The 23,823-nt window shown below is 45.0% G+C and carries 8 protein-coding genes and 2 pseudogenes; 5 read left to right on the forward strand and 5 right to left on the reverse strand.

The genetic code is table 11. The annotated features are described in order from the left end of the window. Nucleotides 1-7: 7 nt before the first annotated feature. From DEO27_RS14730 to DEO27_RS31985, 4 genes and pseudogenes are all read right to left on the reverse strand, one after another. The gene (locus DEO27_RS14730) at nt 8-1,003 is read right to left on the reverse strand and encodes a PorP/SprF family type IX secretion system membrane protein (RefSeq protein ID WP_112573766.1); all 996 of its coding nucleotides are present in this window, start codon (nt 1,001-1,003) and stop codon (nt 8-10) included. Continuing rightward, nucleotides 1,000-7,158 carry a gliding motility-associated C-terminal domain-containing protein gene (locus tag DEO27_RS31975; RefSeq protein WP_410505400.1) on the reverse strand — a complete coding sequence of 2,053 codons (6,159 nt, stop codon included), beginning with the start codon at nt 7,156-7,158 and terminating at the stop codon, nt 1,000-1,002. The genes DEO27_RS14730 and DEO27_RS31975 overlap by 4 nt, the downstream gene beginning before the upstream one ends. Beyond that, a pseudogene (locus DEO27_RS31980) lies at nt 7,151-7,267 on the reverse strand (hypothetical protein); the annotation flags it as partial. The gene DEO27_RS31975 and the pseudogene DEO27_RS31980, both read right to left, overlap by 8 nt. Next, nucleotides 7,213-13,926: pseudogene (locus DEO27_RS31985) on the reverse strand (hypothetical protein); the annotation flags it as partial. The pseudogenes DEO27_RS31980 and DEO27_RS31985, both read right to left, overlap by 55 nt. Nucleotides 13,927-14,351: 425 nt before the next feature. Between DEO27_RS31985 and DEO27_RS14740 the strand changes: the two are divergent. Then, entirely contained in the window at nt 14,352-16,946 is a 2,595-nt protein-coding gene (locus DEO27_RS14740) for an NACHT domain-containing protein (protein WP_112573768.1), read from the forward strand. Here the strand turns inward: DEO27_RS14740 and DEO27_RS14745 are convergent. Continuing rightward, nucleotides 16,943-17,821 (reverse strand): AraC family transcriptional regulator, encoded by an 879-nt coding sequence (locus DEO27_RS14745; RefSeq protein WP_112573769.1) that lies wholly within the window; start codon nt 17,819-17,821, stop codon nt 16,943-16,945. The two genes, DEO27_RS14740 and DEO27_RS14745, sit on opposite strands and share 4 nt — an antisense overlap. 220 nt (nt 17,822-18,041) lie before the next feature. Here DEO27_RS14745 and DEO27_RS14750 point away from each other — a divergent pair, with 220 nt between their 5' ends. The 4 genes from DEO27_RS14750 (at nt 18,042) to DEO27_RS14765 (ending at nt 23,721) form a co-directional block, all read left to right on the forward strand. After that, entirely contained in the window at nt 18,042-19,271 is a 1,230-nt protein-coding gene (locus DEO27_RS14750) for an enolase C-terminal domain-like protein (protein ID WP_112573770.1), read from the forward strand. Between the two features lie 9 nt (nt 19,272-19,280). After that, a complete protein-coding gene (locus DEO27_RS14755) occupies nt 19,281-20,045 on the forward strand; it encodes an SDR family NAD(P)-dependent oxidoreductase (RefSeq protein ID WP_112573771.1) in 765 nt (254 codons plus the stop codon). 12 nt (nt 20,046-20,057) lie between these two features. After that, nucleotides 20,058-21,356, forward strand: a complete 1,299-nt coding sequence (gene fucP, locus DEO27_RS14760) for an L-fucose:H+ symporter permease (protein WP_112573772.1) — start codon at nt 20,058-20,060, stop codon at nt 21,354-21,356. Between the two features lie 376 nt (nt 21,357-21,732). Continuing rightward, nucleotides 21,733-23,721 (forward strand): SGNH/GDSL hydrolase family protein, encoded by a 1,989-nt coding sequence (locus DEO27_RS14765; protein WP_112573773.1) that lies wholly within the window; start codon nt 21,733-21,735, stop codon nt 23,719-23,721. The last annotated feature ends 102 nt before the right edge of the window (nt 23,722-23,823 follow it).

The raw sequence follows: 23,823 nt of genomic DNA on the forward strand, positions 1-23,823 counted from the left end.
TAAGCGATTAAAGCCTTGGGCAAACAGGTTCTGGCTCCTGTATACGTTTGCGGAATATATAGCTCAGCGATAGTTCAAAGCCTCCATTACCACCTGTGGCACGGTTTAAGGACGATGTGTTTACATCATAACTGGCGCCTATAATGAGGCTCTTTACGTGGTAACCTACATCGGCAACGGCAGCGTCTTTAAAGCGGTAAAGAAAGCCTAAAATGAGCCCGTTATCGTTCTGAAATTTAAATTCGGAGTAGGCACCCAGTCCTTTTATGTCAGCATATTGCTGTTTGATATAGACCGCGTTTGGTGTCAGGTCGAAGAAATCAGAAGCTTTGATCTTTAAACCACCATGCACGGTGTACCTGATCGGGATTTTTCCGCCAGAAGTTGCCGAAAAGGCATCTTTAGGTCTTGATAAGTGACCAACACTTACACCGCCGAAAGCGTTAACATCTTTAAACGGGTCACCATCATAGTAAAAGATCCCTGCGTTGGCGTCAAATACGGTACTGTTAGTGGTATTGAAGTTTTCAAAGCTTGGCATGTTGGGATCAAAACCGCCTATGGGGCTGTACTGACTGCCAAACTGTAGCTTATTCATATCAAAACTACGGTTGATGATACCGGCCTGTACACCAAAACTTAAACGCTGGTTACCATCGGCCGAAATGGAGATAGCGTACCCCAAAGCCCCATAAGCACTCAGGTAATTGAAACTATGCCCGCCCGATGACTGGTCGAGGATATTGACACCGAGGCTCAGCTTATCGGTTGTCCGCATATCGGCAGAGATAGCAGCAGTTTGATAAGCGTTATTGATTGTTGCCCACTGGCTTTTAAAGTTTGCATTCACACGCGAATCGCCGTTGATAACTCCGGTTAATGCAGGGTTGAGCCATAACGGGTAAGCGTAGTACTGTGAAAAATGCGGATCAACCTGAGCTGATAACCGCCCTGCTACCACAATAAGAAGCAGCAGGGTTACAATTGTGATTTTATTTCTCATCGTAGTAGATTGATAGTTCCTTTTCTTTTGATCACTTGTCCGTCGTTAAGTGTGGCCTCAACGTAGTATACATATACACCCACTGGTTGTGCCTTACCCTTATAGGTTCCATCCCATCCGGCCGACTGATTGGTAGATTTAAAGAGCAATCCACCCCACTGATCATAGATTGACATATTCATGCCTTTTATCACGGTGCCAAATACCAGGAACGTATCGTTATTGCCATCGCCGTTAGGGCTGAAGGCGTTAGGGATAAATATGCTGTTACCAAGCGGATTGGTTGTTGTACCCGTTACCGCTGCCGAATTATCACTCAGCTCGCAACCCGATGCGCCCAAAGCCCTTACCACAATGGTGGCACTTTGCAACGGCTGAAGGTTATCAACCTTGAAGGTAAGCGCTGTACCTACGCTGCTAAAAGTTGAGCCATTGTTCAGGCTTATTTCATATCCGGTAGCACCTGTTACTGCCGCCCAACCAAAGGTTATGCTTACTGCAGTGGTTTCTGTAACGTTAACTACCGGTGTTGCAAGCTTTTGCAATACCTGTACGGTTACCGATGTACGTGTACCGGAGTTACAACCACCGCTGTTTGATGCCTCGGCATAATAAGTGGTAGTTTGATTAAGCGCCGGTGTAGTGTAGCTATCCCCGGTAGCCAGTGCTGTGCCGCCGGTTGCATTAGCGTACCACTTGATGGTAACGTTAGCAGTACTGTTAACAGTAAGCGTGGCTGTGCTACCAGGGCAAATGCCCGCGTTTGGCCCGTTCACCGTAGGCGCAGTTGGAGCACCGAGTATGGTTACCGTTGCCGATGCTCTTGACGTTGAACTACAGCCTGTACCGTTCACCGCTTCTGCATAATAAGTTGTACTTGTCGTTAACAAAGGCGTAGTAAAGTTTATTCCAGTGTAAACCGGTGTACCGCCAGTAGCCGCTGTGTACCAGTTGTAGCTAAAGCCCTGTTGTGGGTTTGAGATACTTAACAGCACCTGGGAACCACCGCAAGCAGTCGGCGTGCTGTTAACCAGCAGCGGTGTTGATGGCGGTGCAGAAATAGTCACCTGAACAGTTGCTGCCGAAGAACTTGCACATAATCCGTTGCTGGCATCAACATAGAAGGTTGTATTTGCCTGGATCGGATCAGTTGTATAGGTTGAACCGGTAAACAGCAGGTTAGTACGTGCCGCGTTACTGTACCATTTGTAAATAATATTGGCCTGCGGCGATTGTACCGATAAAGTAGCTGTACTGCCGGCGCACACAGGCACGTTGGACAGTGCCGGTATCGGTGCATTTGGCTGAGGCACAATAACCACATTTACCGCCAGCCTTGCAGAAGCATTACAGTTTTGACTGTTTGATGCCTGTACATAATAGGTTGTATTAGCCGATAACACTGGTGTTGTAAACGCTGTACCGGTATAAAGCGAGCTACCGCCAGTTGCTACGTTATACCAGTTGTAGGTGGTGCCCGCGTCAGGATTGCTGATATGGATTATAGCCGCGCTGTTTTGACATACCGACAGATCTGCCGCTACTACCTGCGGTGTTGGAGCCGTAGTATTGCCAATGGTTACCTGCACCGCGGTACGTGTTGTTGACGTACAGCTGCCATTACTTACGGCTTCAACGTAATAGGTTGTAGTGGCGGTAAGCGGTGGCGTTGTGTAAGTTGCACCGGTAAATATTGGCGCGCCGCCGGTTGCAGCCGTATACCAGTTAAAGCTTACGTTAGCTGTTGTGCTGGTGGCTGTAAGCGCTATGGTACCACCCGAACATACGCTGGTATTCCCACCACCCTGCGCGGTTACGGTTGGCGCGGTTGGTATTTGATTAACGTTGATACTTACCGATGTACGACCTGTTGATGTACAACCGGTGCTGTTCACCGCCTCGGCATAGTAAGTTACATTACCTGCCAGTGCCGGTGTATTGAAGCTGGTACCTGTAAATAATGGTGCTCCTCCTGTGGCTGCGCTGTACCAGTTGTAGGTAAAGCCTGCTTGTGGATTTGAGATATTGAGTGTTACAATGCTGTTGATACAGGTTTGTACCGTGCTGCCATTGGCAATCACCGGAGCAGACGGTGCTGCCTGGATGCTTACCTGGGCGATAGTTAAGTTAGCGCTTTGGCAACCCGAAGCATTTACCGCGGCAACGTAATAAGTCGCGTTAGCGGTAAGCGGACCAGTTACATAGGTTGCGCCTTCAAACAGTTTTGTAGTTTGAGACGCCGTGCTGAACCACTGATAAGTGATACCGGCCACCGGCGACTGGATCTTCAACGTAGCCGGCGAACCTGAACAAATCTGTACATTGTTGCTGGCGAGTGCCGGATCTGCCGGCAGCGGGTTAACAGTAACATTTACCTGTGTACGGGCTGAAGCATTACAGTTACCGGCCTGAGCCGCTTCTACATAATATGTTGTATTAGCCGTTAATACCGGTGTATTAAACTGTGTACCTGTGTATAACAGTGTACCACCAGTTGCGGCGGTGTACCAGCGGTAAACCACACCTGTTACAGGATTAGCAATGCTCAGGCTTGTTGATTCGCCCTCACATACGTTTAGACCGCCAGCATTGGCCTGCACAACCGGAGCAGTAGGTATCGGCTGCACCGTAATATCCGCACGAGCGCGGCTTGGGCTTGTACATCCCGAACTGTTTGATGATTCTACAAAGTAAGATGCGTCGGCAGTTAAATTATTAATAGTAAATGTCGGACCAGTAAATACCGGCGAACCGCCTGTTGCAGCTGTGTACCATTTGTAGGTTAAGCCGTTAACAGGGTTGTTAACGCTTAGCGTTGCGCTGCCACCGCTGCATACATTAGTAGTAGCCGCGCTTAGTACCGGTACGGTAAGCGTATTGGTAACCGTTACATCAACCGATGTACGTGCACCGTTACTTGAACAGCTTGTGGTAGCATTGGTTGCCTGTACATAATAAGTTGCGTCCTGCGTAAGAGCTATTGTAGTATAAGTATTACCGGTAAACAATACTGTGCCGCCGGTAGCACTTGCAAACCACTGGTAGTTAACACCTGCAACAGGGTTAAGTACGGCTAAAGTAGCGGTACTGCCCGGGCAAACCTGCACGGTACTTGCTTGTACACCAGGAGCAGCCGGACGAGGATTTACCGTAATTGTAGCTTTTGTACGCGATGGGCTTACGCAGCTGCCGTTAGTAATCTCGGCATAATAACTAACTGTAGCAATTGGTGTTGCCTGGTAGTTAGCACCAGTGAATACCAGGGTTCCACCTGTCGGCGCATCATACCAGTTCACCGTTGCACCTGCAGCATTGGTTACCGATAGTGTAACCGCATCGCCAGAGCAAACAGATACCGCGTTTTGTGCGAGTATTGGATTTACTGGCGCCGGTGTTACGTTTGCAGTAGCCGCTACCCTGTTAGGGTTAGGACAGCTGTTTGATGTCCGGCTGCTTTCTACGTAGAAAGTAGTTGTTGCATTCAGGGCAGCAGTTGTATAATTATTGCCGGAGTGCAGTAAGGTTCCGCCAACCGCGGCTGAATACCATTTATAAGTAACACCTGCAACAGGATTAGCTACGGTAAATGTAGCAGTGCCGCCTGCGCATATATTGTCCGTTTTAGCATTAAGCTGAGGTATCGGAACCTGCTTGGTTGCGTAGTAAATATTTAGCGAGTTAAATAGCGATACCGTTGTGGTTAATCTAACTTCCACCGCATTGTAAGCAGCTTTCGGCACAAATTTCACCAATGCTGTTTGACCGCCAGCAAGTATGGTTACCTTGATGAGCGTGCTGCTCAACGCAATCCTGTCGTTATTATCGGTATTGCCGTTGAAGGAACCTATCTGTAGCTGACCTAATACACCAACCGATGCCAGGTTAACCGGTACTTTTATTTTCACGGTTACAGTATCGCCGGCAAGGCCTGCATCGCCAAAAATCAATTTCTGGCCTACGTAGCCTACCGCGCCAACACCAAGGGTAAGCTGACTAAAGTTGGTAGTATCCGTATCTACCGAGTTATCGGCACCTGTAACACCGCACAATAAGCAGGCAACGCCACTGGTACTGTTGGTTTGGGTCGATGCAAAATCGCACGAGGTTGAGAATACCGGGTTAACAATTACAGTAACAGGTGTACGCGTTGTGCTGATACAACCTGTAGCATTTGATACCGCCTCAACATAATAAGTGGTGTTGGTGGTTAAGGCCGGAGTTGTAAACGTTGCTCCTGAATGAACCGGAGTACCGCCATTAGCCGTGCTGTACCAGTTAAAGGTAACATTAGCTGTAGTCGAAGTAGCTGATAGCTGGGCTGTTTGACCAGAAGTGATCTGCCCGCCAACCGGCACTACGGTAATAGTCGGAGCAACCGGGGTTGGGTTAACAATAACATCGGCCTTGGCGCGATTGGCGCTTGTACAAGTGCCGGTAGCAGCTTCAACATAATATGATGTATTAGCTGTTAAGGCCGGAGTAACATATTGGGCACCTGTATGTACTGGCGTACCGCCTGTTGCTGTGGTATACCAGTTGAAGGTAACACCAGGCTGCGTTGACGAAGCTGTTAAAGTAACTGTTGAACCAGAGCAGGCTTGTGTACTGGCTTGTGACACTGTCGGATCAACAGGCGTTGCAGTCACATTAGCCGTTACTTTGGTGCGGGCACTGCTGCTGCACTGGCCCGCGTTTGCTGCCTCAACATAATATGACGTGGTAGCAGTTAAAGCCGGAGTAGTAAAGCTGTTACCTGTAGTTATAGGTGTACCGCCTGTAGCCGAAGCATACCAGGTATAGGTAACACCGTTAACCGGAGTTACGGCAAAAGCAGCAGGCTGACCGGCACAAACCGTTGTATTAGGAACTGCCACAACCGGAGCAGCAGGTGGCGCGGTAACATTTACCTGTACCGGCGTACGAACAGCCTGCGAACAACCATCGGCAGTACGGCTGGCTTCGGCATAGTATGTTGTTGACGCGGTTAAGGCCGGAGTGGTAAAGGTAGCACCTGTGAATACCGGTGAACCACCAGTAGCCGAAGTATACCATCTTACGGTTACGTTTGCCGGAGCAGTAGCTGTAAGTGTAGCCTGTGTGCCTGAACAAGCAGTAACCGGCGACGCGGCAATAACAGGAGCCGGAACCGATTGTGAAGCATCGTAAATATTCAGGCTGCTGAACACACCTGCAAGGGCTGCATTCAACCTCACTTCTACCCTGTCAAATGTATGGGCAGCTTTAAAGGCAATCCTGAAACGGCTGGTACCACTTAATAATTGAATATTGATCAGTGAACCATTTACACTGAAGTAATCATTATTAAATGTCGCGCCGTTGTAAGTACCTATTTGAATTTGAGACAGGACGCTAACACTGGCCAGCGTTCCCGGAACTCCTAATTCCACTATTACGCTGTCGCCTGCAATGCCTGTATTGGCAAAGCGCAGGGTTTGGCTGGCATAAGCGTTAACCAATCCAACAGGAACCAATAATTGCGAGAAGGTATTACGATCCGCGTCAACAGATCCGGCAGCGTTCAGTACACCGCAACCAACACACAGCAAACCACTGGTGGTATTGGTTTGGTCGATGGCAGCATCGCAAGGTACAGGATTTGAACCCTGTTGATTTACAGTAACTATACCGGTTGCCCTGGTAGCCGATTTAACACCGGTTGCAGGAATTGATGCTTCAGCATAATAAATAGTATTGGCAAACTCTGGCGGCGTTGTATAGGTAGCGCCTGTAAAGATACTTGTACCACCTGTTGGTGTAGTAAACCAGTTAAATACAGCGCCAGGCGTGGTTGATGACGCGGTGAATGCAGTAGTCTGCCCCGGACTAACAGTTGTAGTTGGAGGGTTTACACTTACATCAGGTATCACTACTGGCTGTACATTGATGATTACTGGTGTACGGGTAGCGGACACGCAATTACCCAGTGCTGTGCCAGCATAATAGGTTTTGGTAGCAGTTAGAACCGGGGTAACATAAGGATTACCGGTGAATACCAGGTTGCCTCCTGTTGGCGCGTCAAACCATTGTATGGTGGCGCCATTGCTGGCAGTTGCATTTAAAGTAGCTGTCTGTCCGGCGGTGATAGTTACATTTTGAGCGGTAACTGTTGGTGCAGGCGGAGCATCATCAACAATAACATTTACCGGGAACCTTACGGTTGATGCGCATGAGCCACGGCTGTATTCTACATAATAAGTGGTATTGGTATTTAGAGCCGGAGTTGTGTACGATACACCTGTATGTACCACCGTTCCACCTACCGGCGCGTTGTACCAGGTAAATGTTCCGTTGGCTGGTGATGTAATATTAATAACCGCGCTGCTGCCTTTGCAAATTTCAGGAGCAGTTGGGTTAAATACCGGTTGAGGGAATTGCTGAGCAGCATAATAGATATTTAGCGGGGTAAGCAGGCTTGCGACTCCCGAATTTATTTTCACGGTGATGCGATCATATGCTCCCGTTGCCGGAATATAAACCGCGTATTTGTTTGAGCTACCTGCAAGCAGGTATACTTTTATCAAGGCACTGTTAAGCGCAAGCGTTGAAGTTGGAGTAGCTCCGTTAGCCAGCGTCACCTGGATATTACCCAGAACGGCGGCACTTAACAAGCCATTAGGATTTTGCAATACCAGTTTAATGGTATCGCCAGCGAAGCCAGGCTGTTGGAAACGTAGCTCCTGCTGAGCATATCCACCCAGTAAACCGGCTAATACATTAACGGTTGATGCAGTTGTGGTATCGGCATCGGTCGCGAGTAATTCATTAGTTACGCCGCAACCAATGCATATCCCGTTTACAGTAACAGTTTCCTGGTTGGCAAATGTACACGGCGCGTTTGTATTAATTGTTACATTGATAGTTATCGCTGTGCGATTTGCTGATGTACAGCCTGTACTATTAACAGCGCTTACGTAATAAGTAGTATTGCTGTATAATAATGGTGTCTGGAAAGTTGTGCCCGTAAATACCGGCGAAGCTGCATTGGCTGATGTATACCAGTTATAGGTAACACCGGTTTGTGTATTGGTAACGCCAATGGTTGTTTGTTGTCCGGCAGCTATTGAAGTATTATTTGCTGATAATGTTGGATTGGCAGGAAGCGGAACTACGGTGACATCGGCCTGCGTACGTTGGGCGCTGGTACAACCGCCTGCGTTTACAGCCTCTACATAATAGCTTGTATTATTGTGTAAAGCTGCTGTGGTGTAAGTCGATCCGGTGAATACAGGTGTGCCTCCGGTTGCTGTGGTATACCAGTTATAGGTATTTCCGGCTGCCGGGCTGGTTACTGCTAAAGTCGCAACGCTGCCATCGCAAATGCTTACGCTGGTTGCATTAAGTGTCGGCGCTGTTGGCGGTGGGGCCAAAGTTGCTGTAACCTGGGTACGGGTAGTGCTGATACAGCTCGTACCTGAAACTGCTTCAACAAAATAACTTGTGGTTGCATTGGTAGCAGCAGTTGAAAAGCTGTTACCTGTATGTATTAGGGTACCGCCAGTCGCTGCCGAGTACCAGTTGTAAGTTACCCCGTTAACCGGAGTTACATTAAACGTTGCAGTTTGGCCGGTACACACGGTTACATTTGCCGCAGCCACAACAGGCGCTGCCGGTATTGTTACAACATTAATATTAACCGGGGTACGTACGGCCTGGGTACAACCATCAGCTGTACGACTTGCTTCTGCATAATAAGTTGTAGATGCGCTTAGGGCCGGGGTTGTGAAGTTAGCACCAGTGCCAACAGCGGTACCTCCGGTTGCCGAGGTGTACCATTTTACAGTTACGTTTGCAGGAACTGTAGCTGAAAGTACTACTGGCGCGCCTGAGCAAGTTGTTACTGGCGAAACAGCGATAACCGGAGCCGCTACAGATTGCGAAGCATCATAAACATTAAGCGCGCTGAATACGCCTGCCAAAGCGGCGTTGAGCTTAACCTCTACCCTATCAAAATTGTGAGTTGCTTTAAAGGCTACCCTGAAGCGGCTGGTACCACTTAACAATTGAATATTGATAAGCGATCCGTTTACGCTAAAGTAATCGTTATTGAAAGTTGCACCATTATAGGTACCAATCTGGATCTGTGAAAGTACGCCTACACTGGCCAGCGTTCCCGGAACACCTAACTCTACAACAACACTATCGCCGGCAAGGCCGGTATTGGTAAACCTTAAAGCTTGGCTTGCGTAAGAGTTAACCAAACCTATAGGTACATTTAATTGCGAGAAAGTATTGCGATCTGCATCAACAGCACCTGCAGGGTTTAGCACGGCGCATCCAACGCATAATAAACCGCTGGTAGTATTGGTTTGGTCGATAGCCGCGTCGCAAGGAACAGGACTTGATGCTTGTTGATTGATAGTTACCGCGCCTGGTGCTCTTGTAGCTGATTTTACGCCGGTAGCAGTTACAGTAGCTTCGGCATAATAAGTGGTGTTAGCAAATTGAGGTGGAGTAGTATAGGTAGCACCTGTAAAAATACTTGTTCCGCCGGTAGGCGTAGTAAACCAGTTAAAGGTTACGCCCGGAGTAGTTGATGAAGCAGTAAACGAAGTTGTTTGTCCTGCATTGAGTGCAACTGTTGGCGGCGTTACCGATATGGTTGGTATCACTATCGGCTGTACGGTAATGTTAACCGGTGTACGGGTTGCTGATACGCAGCTGCCTAAGGCAGTACCTGCATAATAGATCTTGTTAGCAGTAAGTACAGGAGTTACAAACGGATTACCAGTGTGAACCAGGTTACCTCCTGTTGCAGCATCATACCACTGTATGGTTGCGCCATTGCTGGCAGTTGCATTTAAAGTAGCTGTTTGTCCGCTGGTTATAGTAACGTTTTGCGCGGTAACAGTTGGTGCTGCTGGTACATCATCAACCAAAATAGTAACCGGGAACCTTACAGTACCGGTACATGTACCACGGGTGTATTCTATATAATAAGTTGTATTGGCATTTAAAGCCGGAGTTGTAAACGATGTACCTGTATGTACAACGGTTCCGCCTGTTGGCGCGTTGTACCATGTAAATGTTCCGTTGGCCGGCGAAGTAATATTTACAACCGCGCTGCTGCCTTTACAAATTTCAGGAGCAGTTGGGTTAAATACCGGTTTCGGGAATTGCTGCGAAGCATAGTAAATATTAAGCGGTGTTAAAACACTTGCAAGGCCAGAGTTGATACTTACGGTAATTCTGTCATAAGCGCCGGTAGCCGGGATATAAACCGCGTATTTGTTTGAGCTACCTGCAAGCAGGAACACTTTTATCAACGCGTTATTAAGCTGGTAACTTGCCGTTGTGGTGGTACCATTGGCAAGTGTTACGCCGATATTGCCTAAAACGGCAGCACCTAACAGGCCATTAGGGTTTTGCAATACCAGTTTAATGGTATCGCCCGCGAAACCGGCCTGTTGGAAGCGTAGCTCCTGCTGAACATTTCCACCTATTAAACCTGCTAACACATTGATTGTTGATGCTGTAGTAGTATCGGCATCGGTAGCCAGAGCAGGGTTTGTAACTGTACAACCTAAACAAAGGCCATTTACAGTCATTGTTTGCTGATTAGCAAAAGTACAAGGCGCATTGGTATTGATAGTTACGGTAATAGTAACAGCCGTACGATTTGCCGACGCACAACCTGTTGCGTTTACAGCACTTACATAGTAAGTTGTGTTATTATATAATAGTGGCGTCTGGAAGGTAGTACCGGTAAATACAGGCGCACCAGCATTAGCTGATGTATACCAGTTATAGGTAATACCTGCCTGCGGACTGGTAACACTGATACTTGTTTTCTGCCCGGCTGCTATTGAACTATTTGCGGCAACCACAGTCGGATCACCCGGCAGTGGTGTAACAGTAACTGTTGCCTGGGTACGTGCGGCACTGCTGCAACCACCGGCATTTACAGCCTCAACATAATAAGTTGCATTGGCTGTTAAGGCTGCTGTGGTGTAAGTAGCTCCGGTAAATACGGGAGTACCTCCGGTTGCGGCTGTGTACCAGTTATAAGTAGTACCTGCCAGAGCTCCGCTTACGGATAAGGTAGCTACACCTCCGCTACAAATAGTAACATTAGCAGCAGTAAGTGTTGGCGCAACCGGCGGCGGCGTAATATTAGCGGTCACCTTGGTGCGGGCAGCGCTTGCGCAGCTTCCGCCGGCAACTACTGCTTCTGCATAATAGCTTGTAGCTGCAGTTAAGGCCGGTGTAGTAAAACTATCACCGGTGTGCAATAAAGTACCGCCGGTAGCGGCGCTATACCAGTTTATGGTAACGCCGGCTACACTTGTGGCGGTAAACGTAGCGGTTTGCCCTGAACAAACGCTAACAGTATTGTTGGCTATCACCGGTGAAGCCGGTACAGCATTTACAGTAACAGTTACTTTAGTTCGGTCCGACTCGTCGGTGCATCCACTCCGCATGGCGGCAACGTAATAGGTTGCCGAAGCTGTTAAAACAGGTGTTGTAAAGGCAGCCCCGGTAAATACCGGCGATCCGCCTGTTGCTTGTGTATACCAGTGAAACACGGTATTCGGTACAGCCGTAGCAGTAAATGTGGCTGTGGTACCTGTACAGATCTGGGCATCGTTTGATGCTACATTATTGATTTTAATTACCGGTTTGGCAATTATTCGTTGTATCTCATATAAATCAAGGGTTGACAAAACGTTAGCAACGCCGCCTAATCTTAACTGAACCCTATCAAAAACTTTGCCTGGCACAAAAGTGATCACCACTTTGCGCCTGTTATTGGTAAGATCGAGTAAACGAACCTGTAATAATGAGGAACTTAAAAAGGTTTGATCATTATTATCTGTATTACCATAGAAAGTGTTTACTGATGAACCTGCCAGTAAACCTACCTGCAGCAAAGCCTCAGGCACCGAAAGGGTTAACCTTACCGAGTCGCCAACTACTGATGGGTTTGAAAATATTACGGTTTGCTGTGCATAAGCTCCTAACAGGCCTACACCCGCATTTAAAGTAGATGCGGTATTCAGGTTTCCATCGATAGCATTTTGCGGATTCACAACTCCGCCTACATTAAGACCTAAATTCAGTAGTGCTGAAGATATGCCATGTAATTCATCTATGGCGGTATTACATACAGCGGGCCCCGCTGTGGTCACAAACCCTTCATATAAATACAAGCTGCTTAGTGCGCCAACAAGTCCGCCGTTTAACGTAACCCTGATACCATCATAAGCTTGAGTAGGTGCAAAGCTCAATTCAACCTGGTTGTTATTGCTCAACACCGATACCAGTGTTGCCGCCGAAACAGGTGAGCCTACAGGTGTATTACCATTATAAGCCTGTAAAGTTACCCCTCCAAGAGCTGTAAGGCTAAGTAAATTATCCCCGGTACCTAATTTAACGGAGACCGGTGTTCCGGCTGGTTTGGTACCACCGGGAAATGTAAGCGTTTGATAAGTTTGAGCAGCAACACCTACGGTTACATTTAAGGTAGAATAAGTTTGCAGGTTGCCATCAGCTGCGTTACCCGGATTAGTTACCGTACAACCAAGGCATAATAAACCGCCCGCCCCTGGTACCTGCGTATTGGCATAAGTACGCACTCCCGACGGATTAACCGGAGGTGTAGGTGTTGTAGATCCTACAGTAAGTGAAATTTTTGTCCGTTCTGATTCATCGGTACAACCTGTACGCGAAGCCGATACATAATAATCGGTAGACGCTGTTAGCGTTGGAGTAGTATAACTTGGGCCTGTTGCAACCGCCGATCCGCCTGTTGCCTGGGTATACCAGTGAAAAGTAGTGTTGGCAACAGCATTTGCAGTAAGCGTAGCGGTTGAGCCCGAGTTGATCTGGGCGGTTACGCCCAGCGTATTATTAATTTTTGTAACGGGTCTTGGTATCAGTCTAACAGCTTCGTAAAGGTCAAGCGTTGATAATACGTTGGCTACGCCCCCAAGGGTAAGCTGTACCCGGTCAAAAACATTAGCAGGCGCAAAGGTTATGGTAACCTTCCGCCTGTTGTTAGTCAAATCGAGCAATCGCAGGTTTAAAAGCGATGCGTTTATTGCTGTTTGATCATTATTATAAGTATTACCCAGATAAGTTGCTACCGAAATGTTCGAAAGCAGCCCCACATCTATTAACGATTGAGGGATTGACAAGGTCATTCGTACCGAATCACCAATTACCGATGGGCTTCCATATATGATAGTTTGCTGGGCATATGCCCCAAGCAAACCTACGCCCGCATTTAAGGTAGATGCAGTATTAAGATTACCGTCGATAGCATTTTGGGGATTTGCTACACCGCCCACATCAACTCCCAAACCCAATAAGCCTGATGATATACCATGTAATTCGTCAACTGCAGCGCTGCAAATACCGGCGCCTGTACCTGTAGTAAAGGCATCATATAAATAAGTACTTGCCAAAACACCGGCAAGGCCTCCGTTAACAGTTACCCTGATACGATCATAAGCCTGGGCTGGGGTTATACTAACCTCAACCTGGTTGTTATTACTTAGTGCTGTAAGCAACGTAGCCACTGCTACCGGGGTACCAATGGCTGTATTTCCATTATAGGCCTGTAAAGAAACGCCTCCAAGTGCGGTAAGCGTCAGCAATTTATCGCCCGAACCCAATTTAACAGTGACAGGAGTACCGGATGGTTTGGCGCTTTGAAATATTAATTCCTGGTAGGTTTGTGCAGCTACACCAACAACAACATTTATTGATGAAAATGTTTGAACATTCCCATCTGCCGCATTGGCTGCATTTAGCACGGTGCAGTTTACGCAGGCAACGCCTGTTGCACCATGTTGCTCGGATGTGGCATATGTCCGTTGTGCTTTCGCATATTTAATATTAAACAATGCCAATAAAATAAATAACACCCAAAAAGCGTTCTTGTTAAAGGCGAGGTTTCTCATAAGGCATAGATGTTTGAAATGAACTCCGTAAAGCTAAATCACACCTATGCAATACGAAAAAGGCTTTTCATTCATTAAAAACCATTCTGGTCATATCATTCAGTATTCATGCAGGTCTGTTCATTCTGTTTTCTGCATTCATTTTCCGTTCATTTTATTCATTCAGCAAATACAACCTAACGGAATATCATTTTTAATAAAATATAAATCCATTTTCAATTAACATACGTATTATTGATTAAACAAAATATGTGAAAATATTTGTTTAGCCATGTATTAACAATATCCCGTTACCCCAGGGAATTGCTTGAACCTTTTACAATATTTTAAATAAGTTTTCAAGATTACTTGCTGATACTGTTTGCGCTAATTTGTTCGACTGACTGACGTATATAGTTAATATATTCACTCTAAAACCTTTACCTATGCATCTATTTTCGACTTATCATTTTGATCTGTTAAAAAAAGAACTAACGGAGAAAGCGGGTATGGCCTACATTACCCCTGCCGATTGCAAGGCCTTATCATTAATGCTGTTTGGCAAAACCCAGAAAAGCATTAGTGAGACTACGCTCAAACGTATTTTTGGATTTGCCTACAGCAAGTTTACCCCATCATTATTCACCATGAACGCGCTGGCTGAGTTTTGCGGTTATACAGGTTGGGATGCATTTTGCCAAAGCAAGCAAAAGACAGTTGTTAAAAAAGAAAGCCATGTATATAAACCTGGGAAGATAACGGCCAAAGCAGACAGGATCACCAATTTCACGCTGCAAACTCAGATCAATCATTCGGGTATACCTTTTCAGTATACCATTCCCCGGAATTTTATTAATGAACAATTGTCCATATTTATGCAGCAGCCTTATACAGCCACTGTGTTTACAGCTCCGGCAGGCTATGGCAAAACAATTGGACTATGCCATTGGGTAAAAGATTTGATAAAAGCCAACACACAAAAAGATGAAAAAGACCTGATACTGTTTTTTAACGGTAACACGCTCAATTCATCGCTCCAAAACATCCATCTTAACCATTGGCTGATGGGGCTTATTGGCCTGTCGCCAGATGAAGACCTTGACGGCCTTGCAGAAATGGCTGAAGATTTCAGCGGGCGCTTTATTTTAATTATAGATGGTTTCGATGAGTTTTATTTCAAGAATAACACATTCGAAACCGTATTTAAGCAACTGGCCGATATTATAGCCATGTACCACAAATACCCCTGGTTTAAGGTGATACTAACCATGCGTTCGTCAACCTGGAGTAACTTCAGGGAAGATATAATAGGCCAACCTGATCTGTGGTTTACCGGTTTTATGATGGATAGTAGTCAAAAACTTAATGTGCCGCTGTTTACTACCGAACAAATCAAAAAACTTTGCGATAATATAAACCCTAATATTGCCCATGATATAACTTTACCTATTATTGATAAACTAAGTCATCCTTTATACTTCCAGTACTATTACCAGCGATACAGCGATAATTTCAGCTTAAGCCACTTTAATGACCTTACTTATTACAACCTTGTAGCCGCAAACTACTATCATAATGTTTACAAAGGTCATTATGCCATTGAAAAGGTATTGTTGATTACCGGCATCATTAATCAAATGGATACCGATAACCGGGTATACGAAGTTAGTAAGATCAGGATTTTTGAGCTGATCAAAAAATATGGATCGGCATACCAGGAGATGCTTAGCGCAGGGATCATTGAGGAACTTAACCTCTCGCGCGAAAACAAGCTCAACTTCGTAGTTAAAATGATTGACGATACTACCCTGGAGTATGCGTTGGCTATGATACTGATGTACAACAATAACTATGTATTTGATGATAACCTGGTAAACCTAACCGACCTGGTATTCGGCAGGGATAAAAAACTGCCTATCATAAAATGGTTTATTTATAATGCAGTTCATAAAGACTACAGGTTCGAGCTTAAAGCTTTACTAAGTGTACAGTTGTTGCCAAAAGAAAAATCGGAGATCATCAGGTTTATTGGTGAATTACTCAAAATTCAGCATGTAAACACAAAAATGACCGAGCGAATGGAAGATTTGTTTAGACAGGTTTGCAGCGAGGAGTTCTTTAACTACTTTATCAGCCTTGAATTTATCGATATTGGTTATGAGGAAGTGCTGGAAACATTTTTACAATTCCGCTTATCAAACCAGCAACAAATTTTAATAAAAACCTGCCTTGCTGCCATTGCCATCATGCAGCTTGATTTAACAAAAATCGAAAAACACTTTAATGATTTAAAGCAATACAATTTAAAAGCGCTTCAAAACTTGCCTATCAACCCGGTAAACTGCATTGAAACTATTTTGTTTTACCTCAAGTATGGCATCATAAAAAAGGAGTCGCTTACCGAAATCACCAGGTTCTATTTCAATCCGGTTCAAAACACCGGTGTTTCAAAAGGATTTACAGAAGTAGTTTATTTGTTGGCCTTATACACATCAACCATCTGTCAAAAACACAACAAAGCAGCCAAATTTATTAACGGTTTAAATAAGGTATACCGAGGCTATTCTACAGGATATGCTTTCATTTTAAAAACCGTTATGGCCGAGTCATACCTGGCGTCGGGTTATGAAGATAAAGCCAAAGCCGTTTTTAATGAGATAAGCATCACTTACAATGAACAGGATGGCGGTTTCACTACTTTTATGAAAGTGCTTTACGAGGGCTTAAAAATAAAACTCACCCTCCCGGTAAGTAACCAGCTTGCAGTTGTTAACAATATTAAAAACCTCATTAAATTATGCGATGACTCGAAACAGATCATAGTTAAGGTAAACACGCTTGGTTTTATACTTACTAACTATGCTGTATTGAAAGAAAACGTATACGTTTTTAATGATCTGTATTTCGATTTCATTAAAAGTATCCGCAACAACGGCTGCCGTACCGAACATTTCATGAATGATGAAATAAAATGGGCCGAAACGACACCCGCAAATAGTACAACAAACAGATTGCAAAACTTTAGCCTAAACAGGAACTAAGACAAAATTTGGTTCCGGTATTCGCGAGGGCTTACTTTTTTAATCACCTTAAAAAAGCGGTTAAAGTTTGATACGTTGTTAAAACCGCATTCATAGGCTATATCTGTAATACTGGTTTCTTTATGGCCCAGCAATTTACAGGCATAGCCTATTCTTGTTTCATTTACAAACTGAGTAAATGACTTTTGCGTGCGGGCCTTAAAAAACCGGCAAAACGCAAAGGTGTTCATGTTAGCCACATCGGCTATTGTGTTTAGTGAGATATCTTCCCTGAAATTGTCAAAGATGTACTTAAACACCTGATCCATACGTTTGCTATCATTGTACTGATAGTAGTTGATATAGTTGATACTGGCCAGCAGATCATATTCGGTATCTGATGAACTCATGATATTCAGGATGTCGAGCAGGGTGATGATTTTTTGCAGCCCCTCCTGCTGCAAAATCTGGTACATTAATTTTACTACCATATCCCGGCTTCTGCCTTTCAACTCCACCCCTCTTTGTGCCTTGTTCAAAAACGACTCGATTTTGCGCACATTTCCAAAAGCCGAAAGGTGCAGCAATAACTTCGATGGATTAAAATAGATAGATAGTGAATGCGCATAAGGCTCCGGTTCGTCTCCGTTAGTTTGCTCCTGTGTGTTGTGCCAAACGTGTGGGATGTTTGACCCCAGGAAAATAAGCTCACCGCTTTCAAAATAATCAACAAGGTCGCCGATTATCCTTTTGCCCGAACTTTTTACAATATGGACCAGCTGGCATTCCTCATGAAAATGAAACTCATTGGAGAAAAAAGGAAGCCTGACTTCCTTGGCAACAAAAAGGTCTTCTGACTGTACCCCGTCAGACAATACGGCTAAAATTGGTTTCATTTTAACAAGATCAGATCACAAAAGCTAAATATAAGCAAAAATACTATCGAAAGTTGCCAATTAAAGTGAAAGTAAAAAATCAAACCGCACTAATTTTACAACATCATACCTTATCCAACAAGGTATAATAAACCGATTTATAAACACAGGAAACAAGATTTTATCGAGGGCTTTTCTATGGAGAACAGTCTGAATTTATTTGCAAAATATATTTACTTACATGTACATTACTAAAATTGAAGTTACCGACAAGCGTTTTAATTTAGGCAATGGCGCCGGATCTGATGCTGTAAACGATTCAACCCAGTATGCTTACGCCATTTGCGAACTGCATACCGATAGCAGCGTAAAAGGAATTGGCCTGGCCTTTACCCTTGGCGCCGGCAACGACCTGGTATGCAAAGCCATACAATACCTTTCCGAAACATTGCAGGGCCGCGAAATTGAGGAACTGATGTCCGATTTCGGTTCGGTTTACCGCTCGATACTTGACTCGCCCACTTACCGTTGGCTGGGGCCACACAAAGGCGTTATGCAACTGGCGCTGGCCGCTATAGTAAACGCATGTTTCGACCTTTGGGCTAAAAGCCGGCAGGTACCGCTTTGGAAACTCCTGCTTGATCTGAGCCCGAAAGAACTGGTAGCCACACTCGACCTTAATTACCTGGAAGATGTATTAACCATTGAAGAAGCAGAAAACATTTTAAGGAACAATCTTACCGGCCGTACGCTACGCAACAGAGTTTTGCAAACAGGTTATAAAGCCTATGATACATCGGTAGGTTGGTTTAACTACTCAGATGAAAAAATTAAGGAAAATGTGGCGCGCGCCATCGACCGCGGGTTTACGGCAATGAAATTAAAAGTAGGCTCAAACGACCCGTTGCGCGATATCCGCAGGGCAAAGCTGGTTCGGGCCGAAGCAGGCGATAGAACTACTATCATGCTTGATGCCAATCAAAAGTGGAACCTGCCGCAGGCCATCTCCATCTGTAAAGAGTTAAGTACTATCAATCCTTACTGGATTGAAGAGCCTACCCACCCAGATGACGTACTGGCCCATCAAACATTGGCTAAAGAAATTGCGCCGCTTAAAATTGCCGCAGGTGAGCATATCCCTAACAAGATCATCTTCAAAAACTTTTTAGAGGCAGGCGCTATGGATTTTTGCCAGGTTGATTGTGTGCGCGTTGGTGGTGTGTCCGAATTTTTAACGATCAGCCTGCTGGCAAAAAAGTTCAACGTACCGGTAGTGCCTCATGTGGGCGATATGGGGCAGATCCATCAGCATTTAGTATTGTTTAACCATGTTGCTATTGGGCACGAAAACTTATTTTTGGAACACATACCGCATTTGGCCAAATACTTTAAAAATCCGGCCAATATTAGCGGAGGCTATTACGCTGTACCTGCCGAAGCAGGCAACAGCAGCGACCTTGTAACCAGCTAAAAACCAAAAATGAACCAGTTATTAAACAAAGTAATATTTATTACCGGAGGTGCATCAGGCATTGGTTTGGCTTGTGCCGAAGCTTATATCCGTGAGGGGGCAACCGTTTTTATAATGGATGTTAATGAGCGGGCCCTTTATAAAACGCTTGACCGTTTTGACGGCAAACATGAAGGCATTGCGGGAGATGTATCAAACAGCGCCGACGTAAAAGCTGCTTTTGAAACTATTAATAAGCATTATGGCAAGCTCGATGCCATTCACAACAATGCGGCTATAGCTCATCCATCAAAACCTGTTGACGAAACAGAAGAAGATGAATGGGATGCCTTGATGAATATTAACCTTAAAAGCCTGTTCTGGACAACCAAATATGGCATCAACATGCTTAAAGCATCAAAAGGCTGTATCCTGAATACCAGTAGTATGGCCGGCGATATCGGGCAAAGTCTGCATGCTGCTTATACCGCAACCAAAGGGGGCATCAACGCGCTTACCAAATCTATGGCGCTTGACTATGCGCAATATGGCATCCGGGTAAACGCGGTTTCGCCGGCTGGGGTGTGGACACCATTGCTTAAGCAATGGGCTGCCGAACAGCCGGATCCCGGATCGATAGAGAAATATCTGAATGACATACACGCCTTAGGCTACTGCCCAGAGGGAGATGTAGTTGCCGACGCGGCAGTTTTCCTGCTGTCGGACGCGGCACGATTTGTAACCGGCTGCATTATGCCGGTAAGCGGTGGGGCCGAATTAGGGTACAGACGATAAAACAAGATAATAATGAACAAAACCAACGGTAATACATCCAAATATTTGGCCCCGCTGCTGATAGTAATGAGCCTGATGTTTTTCTGGAACCTTAGCCGCAACATTAACGATGTGCTGATCCCGCATCTGAAGAGGGCATGCCAGTTAACTGATCTGCAATCGTCGCTGATCCAATCCGCATTTTTTGGGGCTTATTTTCTGATGGCTTTACCTGCAGGGCGCTTCATCGAAAAAACGGGTTACAGGGCAGGGATGCTTACCGGGCTTATTCTGGCAGCTATCGGTGCCGCTATATTTTATCCGGCTGCTACCACCAGGTTTTACCCGGTATTCCTGCTGGCATTATTTACCATGGCATCAGGCTTTGCCATATTGGAAGTTACTGCCACACCCTATATCTCAAAACTTGGTGATCCGGACCACGCGTCAAGCCGGTTAAGCCTGGCCGCTGCAGTTGGCTCAATGGGGGCCACTATAGGGCCTTTCATTGGTTCCAGATTTTTGCTGCATGAAAAAGATATCCCGGCAAGCCTGATCCAATCCTTTAACCCCGAGCAGCTTAGGTCGTTTTTAAACAGCGAAGCACACCTGGTGATTCCACCTTATTTAACATTGGCGGCATTATTTATCGCCCTATGCGTGGTACTTTACTTTTTAAAGTTACCGGTAATTCATGAAGGTAACAGCAGGCAAAAACTCTCTGGAGTATTTAAATTCAGGCATACTATATTGGGGGTGCTCGCCGTTTTCGCGTACCTGGGTGCCGAAGTTGGTGTGGTAAGTTTCATTATCCGGTACACAAAATCATTAAATATTGCAGGCATTACCGAGCAAAAAGCGGCCTTATTTATTACGCTTTATATGGCGCTGGTATTGGCCGGACGGTTACTGGGGGCATTTTTGCTTAAGCAGGTTAAGCCTAATAAAGTGCTTACGCTATGTAGTATCGGCGCGTTTATGCTGATATTGATATCGGTACTTACAAGTGGCTATGTATCCATAATTTCATTATCCGTAGTTGGGCTGTTCACTTCGGTAATGTACCCGATCATTTTTACTCTGAGCATCAAAAGCATTGGCGACTATACCAAAGTTGCTTCATCCTTACTCATTATGGGCGTTGTTGGCGGAGCTATTATCCCACCAATAATGGGCTTAATATCTGATCATTCGGGCATCAGGATGGCATTTATAGTACCACTTGTTTGCTATGTATATGTACTGTACTACGGCCTTAAAGGCTATGTGGTGAAAAACAAAACTTATTCGGACGAACCCGAAGAACCGCTATTGACCGTAATAGGTCATTAGGCTTCCATCTACCAAACTTACGAAGTTTTAAAGGCTTCGTAAGTTTTCTCCGGCATGATTATCGGCCATTAATAAAACAATCAGTACAATTTTGCGCAACTTTTAGTTTTTTCGACACTATTTTGTTGTGAAAAATACACTTAATACAACTAAATTGTTTCAGCAAGGCATTTTTTACCAAAAACAGGAAAAGCAATGTCAAAATAGTATCGAAACAAATCAATTTAAGTGCAATTTATTGTTAATGCCCTTCATACTTTTATCTTAATTATAAACGCCAGCTACTAAGGTTTTTACAAATACTTTTTAATCGAAAACAGCAATCCTCAAAAAAAGGACGAAGTTTTTGAAGTGGGATTGCTATAACCAATACTGAATGATTAAAACTTTACTAATTACGCTATTATTGGGGTTCACGGCCGGTATTGCCTCAGCACAAAACCATGAAAATGGCGGTGCGGGCAATGCCCCAGCCGTATATACCATTCAACATACAGCCAATGATAGCTGGAAGGGGTTTGAGCGGGTAAATATCATTATTGGTACTCATAAAGCCTATTTTGTAAACCCTAAAAAACCGCTTGAAGGTAACCCTTGGATATGGCGGGCCTCGTTTCCGGATTGGCATACCGATATTGACAGCATCCTGCTAACCAAAGGCTTTCGCGTAGCTTTTGTAAACGTTGACGATCAATATGGTAGCCCCTATGCATTACAGGTATGGGATGCTTTCTATAAATATTTAACCACCAAACAATCATTTGCCACAAAAGTTGCCCTTGAAGGCGTAAGCCGCGGAGGTTTATACGTATACGGCTGGGCCAAACGCAACCCAGATAAAATTAGTTGCATTTATAACGAAGCACCTGTTTGCAACATTAAAAGCTGGCCGGGTGGTAAACTAAGTGCTCCCGGAGATGCCGGTTTGTGGAAGCAACTGCAGCAGGTATATCACTTTACAGAGCAACAGGCACTTGATTATAAAGACAATCCTATTGATAACCTTGACGGGCTTGCCGCTTTCAAAGTTCCTGTAATGCACATTATCGGTATAAACGACCAGGTTGTACCCAATGCCGATAATACCAATATCCTTGCTCAACGTTATACGGCCTTAGGCGGCCCGATGATGGTATATCCTGTAACTGCCGGTCCGCAGGAATTAAACGGGCACCACTTCCCTATTGAACACCCGGAACAATGGGCAGATCTGATCATAGGTTACAACTACCCGGTAAAAAAGGCATTACCCTATGTCGATTACTTTACAACCCGTAACGGTTTAACCAATAGTCTTAATGTATTTAACGCAGGCCAAAAAGCTACGGTAGCGTTTTTAGGCGGATCCATCACCTACAACCCGGGCTGGCGCGAAAAGATCAGTCGTTACCTTACCGAGCGCTTTCCATCAACTAATTTTCACTTTATACAAGCCGGCATCCCATCTTTAGGAAGTGTGCCTCATGCTTTCCGCTTGCAAAGGGACGTGCTTGATTCGGGCAAAGTGGATTTAATGTTTGTTGAAGCAGCCGTTAACGACAACGTAAACGGCCTGGATAGCCTGACCGAAGTACGCGCTTTGGAGGGCATTGTAAGGCATGCAAAAAAGACTAACCCATTGATGGATATCGTCGTGATGTCGTTTGTTGATCCGGATAAGATCAGGGATTACAACAATGGCAAAACACCACTGCAAATTAAAAATCATGAACTGGTAGCTGGACATTACGGCTTGCCGTCTATCAATTTGGCTAAAGAAGTTACCGACAAGCTTAACAAACATGAGTTTTCATGGCAATATGATTTTAAAGACCTGCACCCAGCCATTTATGGGCAGGAGCTTTATTTTGCTTCGATAAAAAGTTTACTTAACGCATGTTTTGATGATCAACAAAACAAGGCATCAAAATTATCGGCACTACCAAAACCACTTAATAACCTCAATTTAAATAACGGCAGGTATTACAACATCCAGAACGCTAAAAACTTGAACGGGTGGGCTATTAACCCTGATTGGGCACCTGATAACAACCTGGCAACCCGCGAAGGTTTTGTACATAAGCCAATGCTTATCGCAACAAAATCGGGCTCATCATTAACATTGCCATTTACAGGCACCGCTATTGGTATGGCCATAGTATCTGGCCCGGACGCGGGTATTATAAGCTATAGTATTGATGGCGGCCCCAAAAAGAAAATGGATCTGTACACACAATTCAGCTCATGGATCTACCTGCCATGGTATGTAACCTTCAGTACCGATCTTAAAAAAGGTTCACATACGCTCAATTTAAAAATTGACACCGATAAGAATGCAAACAGTAAAGGAAACGCGTGCCAGGTAGTTTATTTTTTAACCAATTGATTTTTTCAAAAAAGCAGCAGCAAGCTTAAACACGGCTAAAAAATTTTAATTGTCAACTTAACATATTTTAACTCTCAATAAACAACATGATTAAACCAGTTT

The sequence above is a fragment of the Mucilaginibacter rubeus genome (genome assembly GCF_003286415.2).
GTDB lineage: Bacteria > Bacteroidota > Bacteroidia > Sphingobacteriales > Sphingobacteriaceae > Mucilaginibacter > Mucilaginibacter rubeus_A.

Coding starts and splice junctions, on each gene's coding strand:
- DEO27_RS14730 (WP_112573766.1), bottom strand. CDS start 1,003: ATGAGAAATAAAATCACAATTGTAACCCTGCTGCTTCTTATTGTGGTA.
- DEO27_RS14740 (WP_112573768.1), top strand. CDS start 14,352: ATGCATCTATTTTCGACTTATCATTTTGATCTGTTAAAAAAAGAACTA.
- DEO27_RS14745 (WP_112573769.1), bottom strand. CDS start 17,821: ATGAAACCAATTTTAGCCGTATTGTCTGACGGGGTACAGTCAGAAGAC.
- DEO27_RS14750 (WP_112573770.1), top strand. CDS start 18,042: ATGTACATTACTAAAATTGAAGTTACCGACAAGCGTTTTAATTTAGGC.
- DEO27_RS14755 (WP_112573771.1), top strand. CDS start 19,281: ATGAACCAGTTATTAAACAAAGTAATATTTATTACCGGAGGTGCATCA.
- fucP (WP_112573772.1), top strand. CDS start 20,058: ATGAACAAAACCAACGGTAATACATCCAAATATTTGGCCCCGCTGCTG.
- DEO27_RS14765 (WP_112573773.1), top strand. CDS start 21,733: ATGATTAAAACTTTACTAATTACGCTATTATTGGGGTTCACGGCCGGT.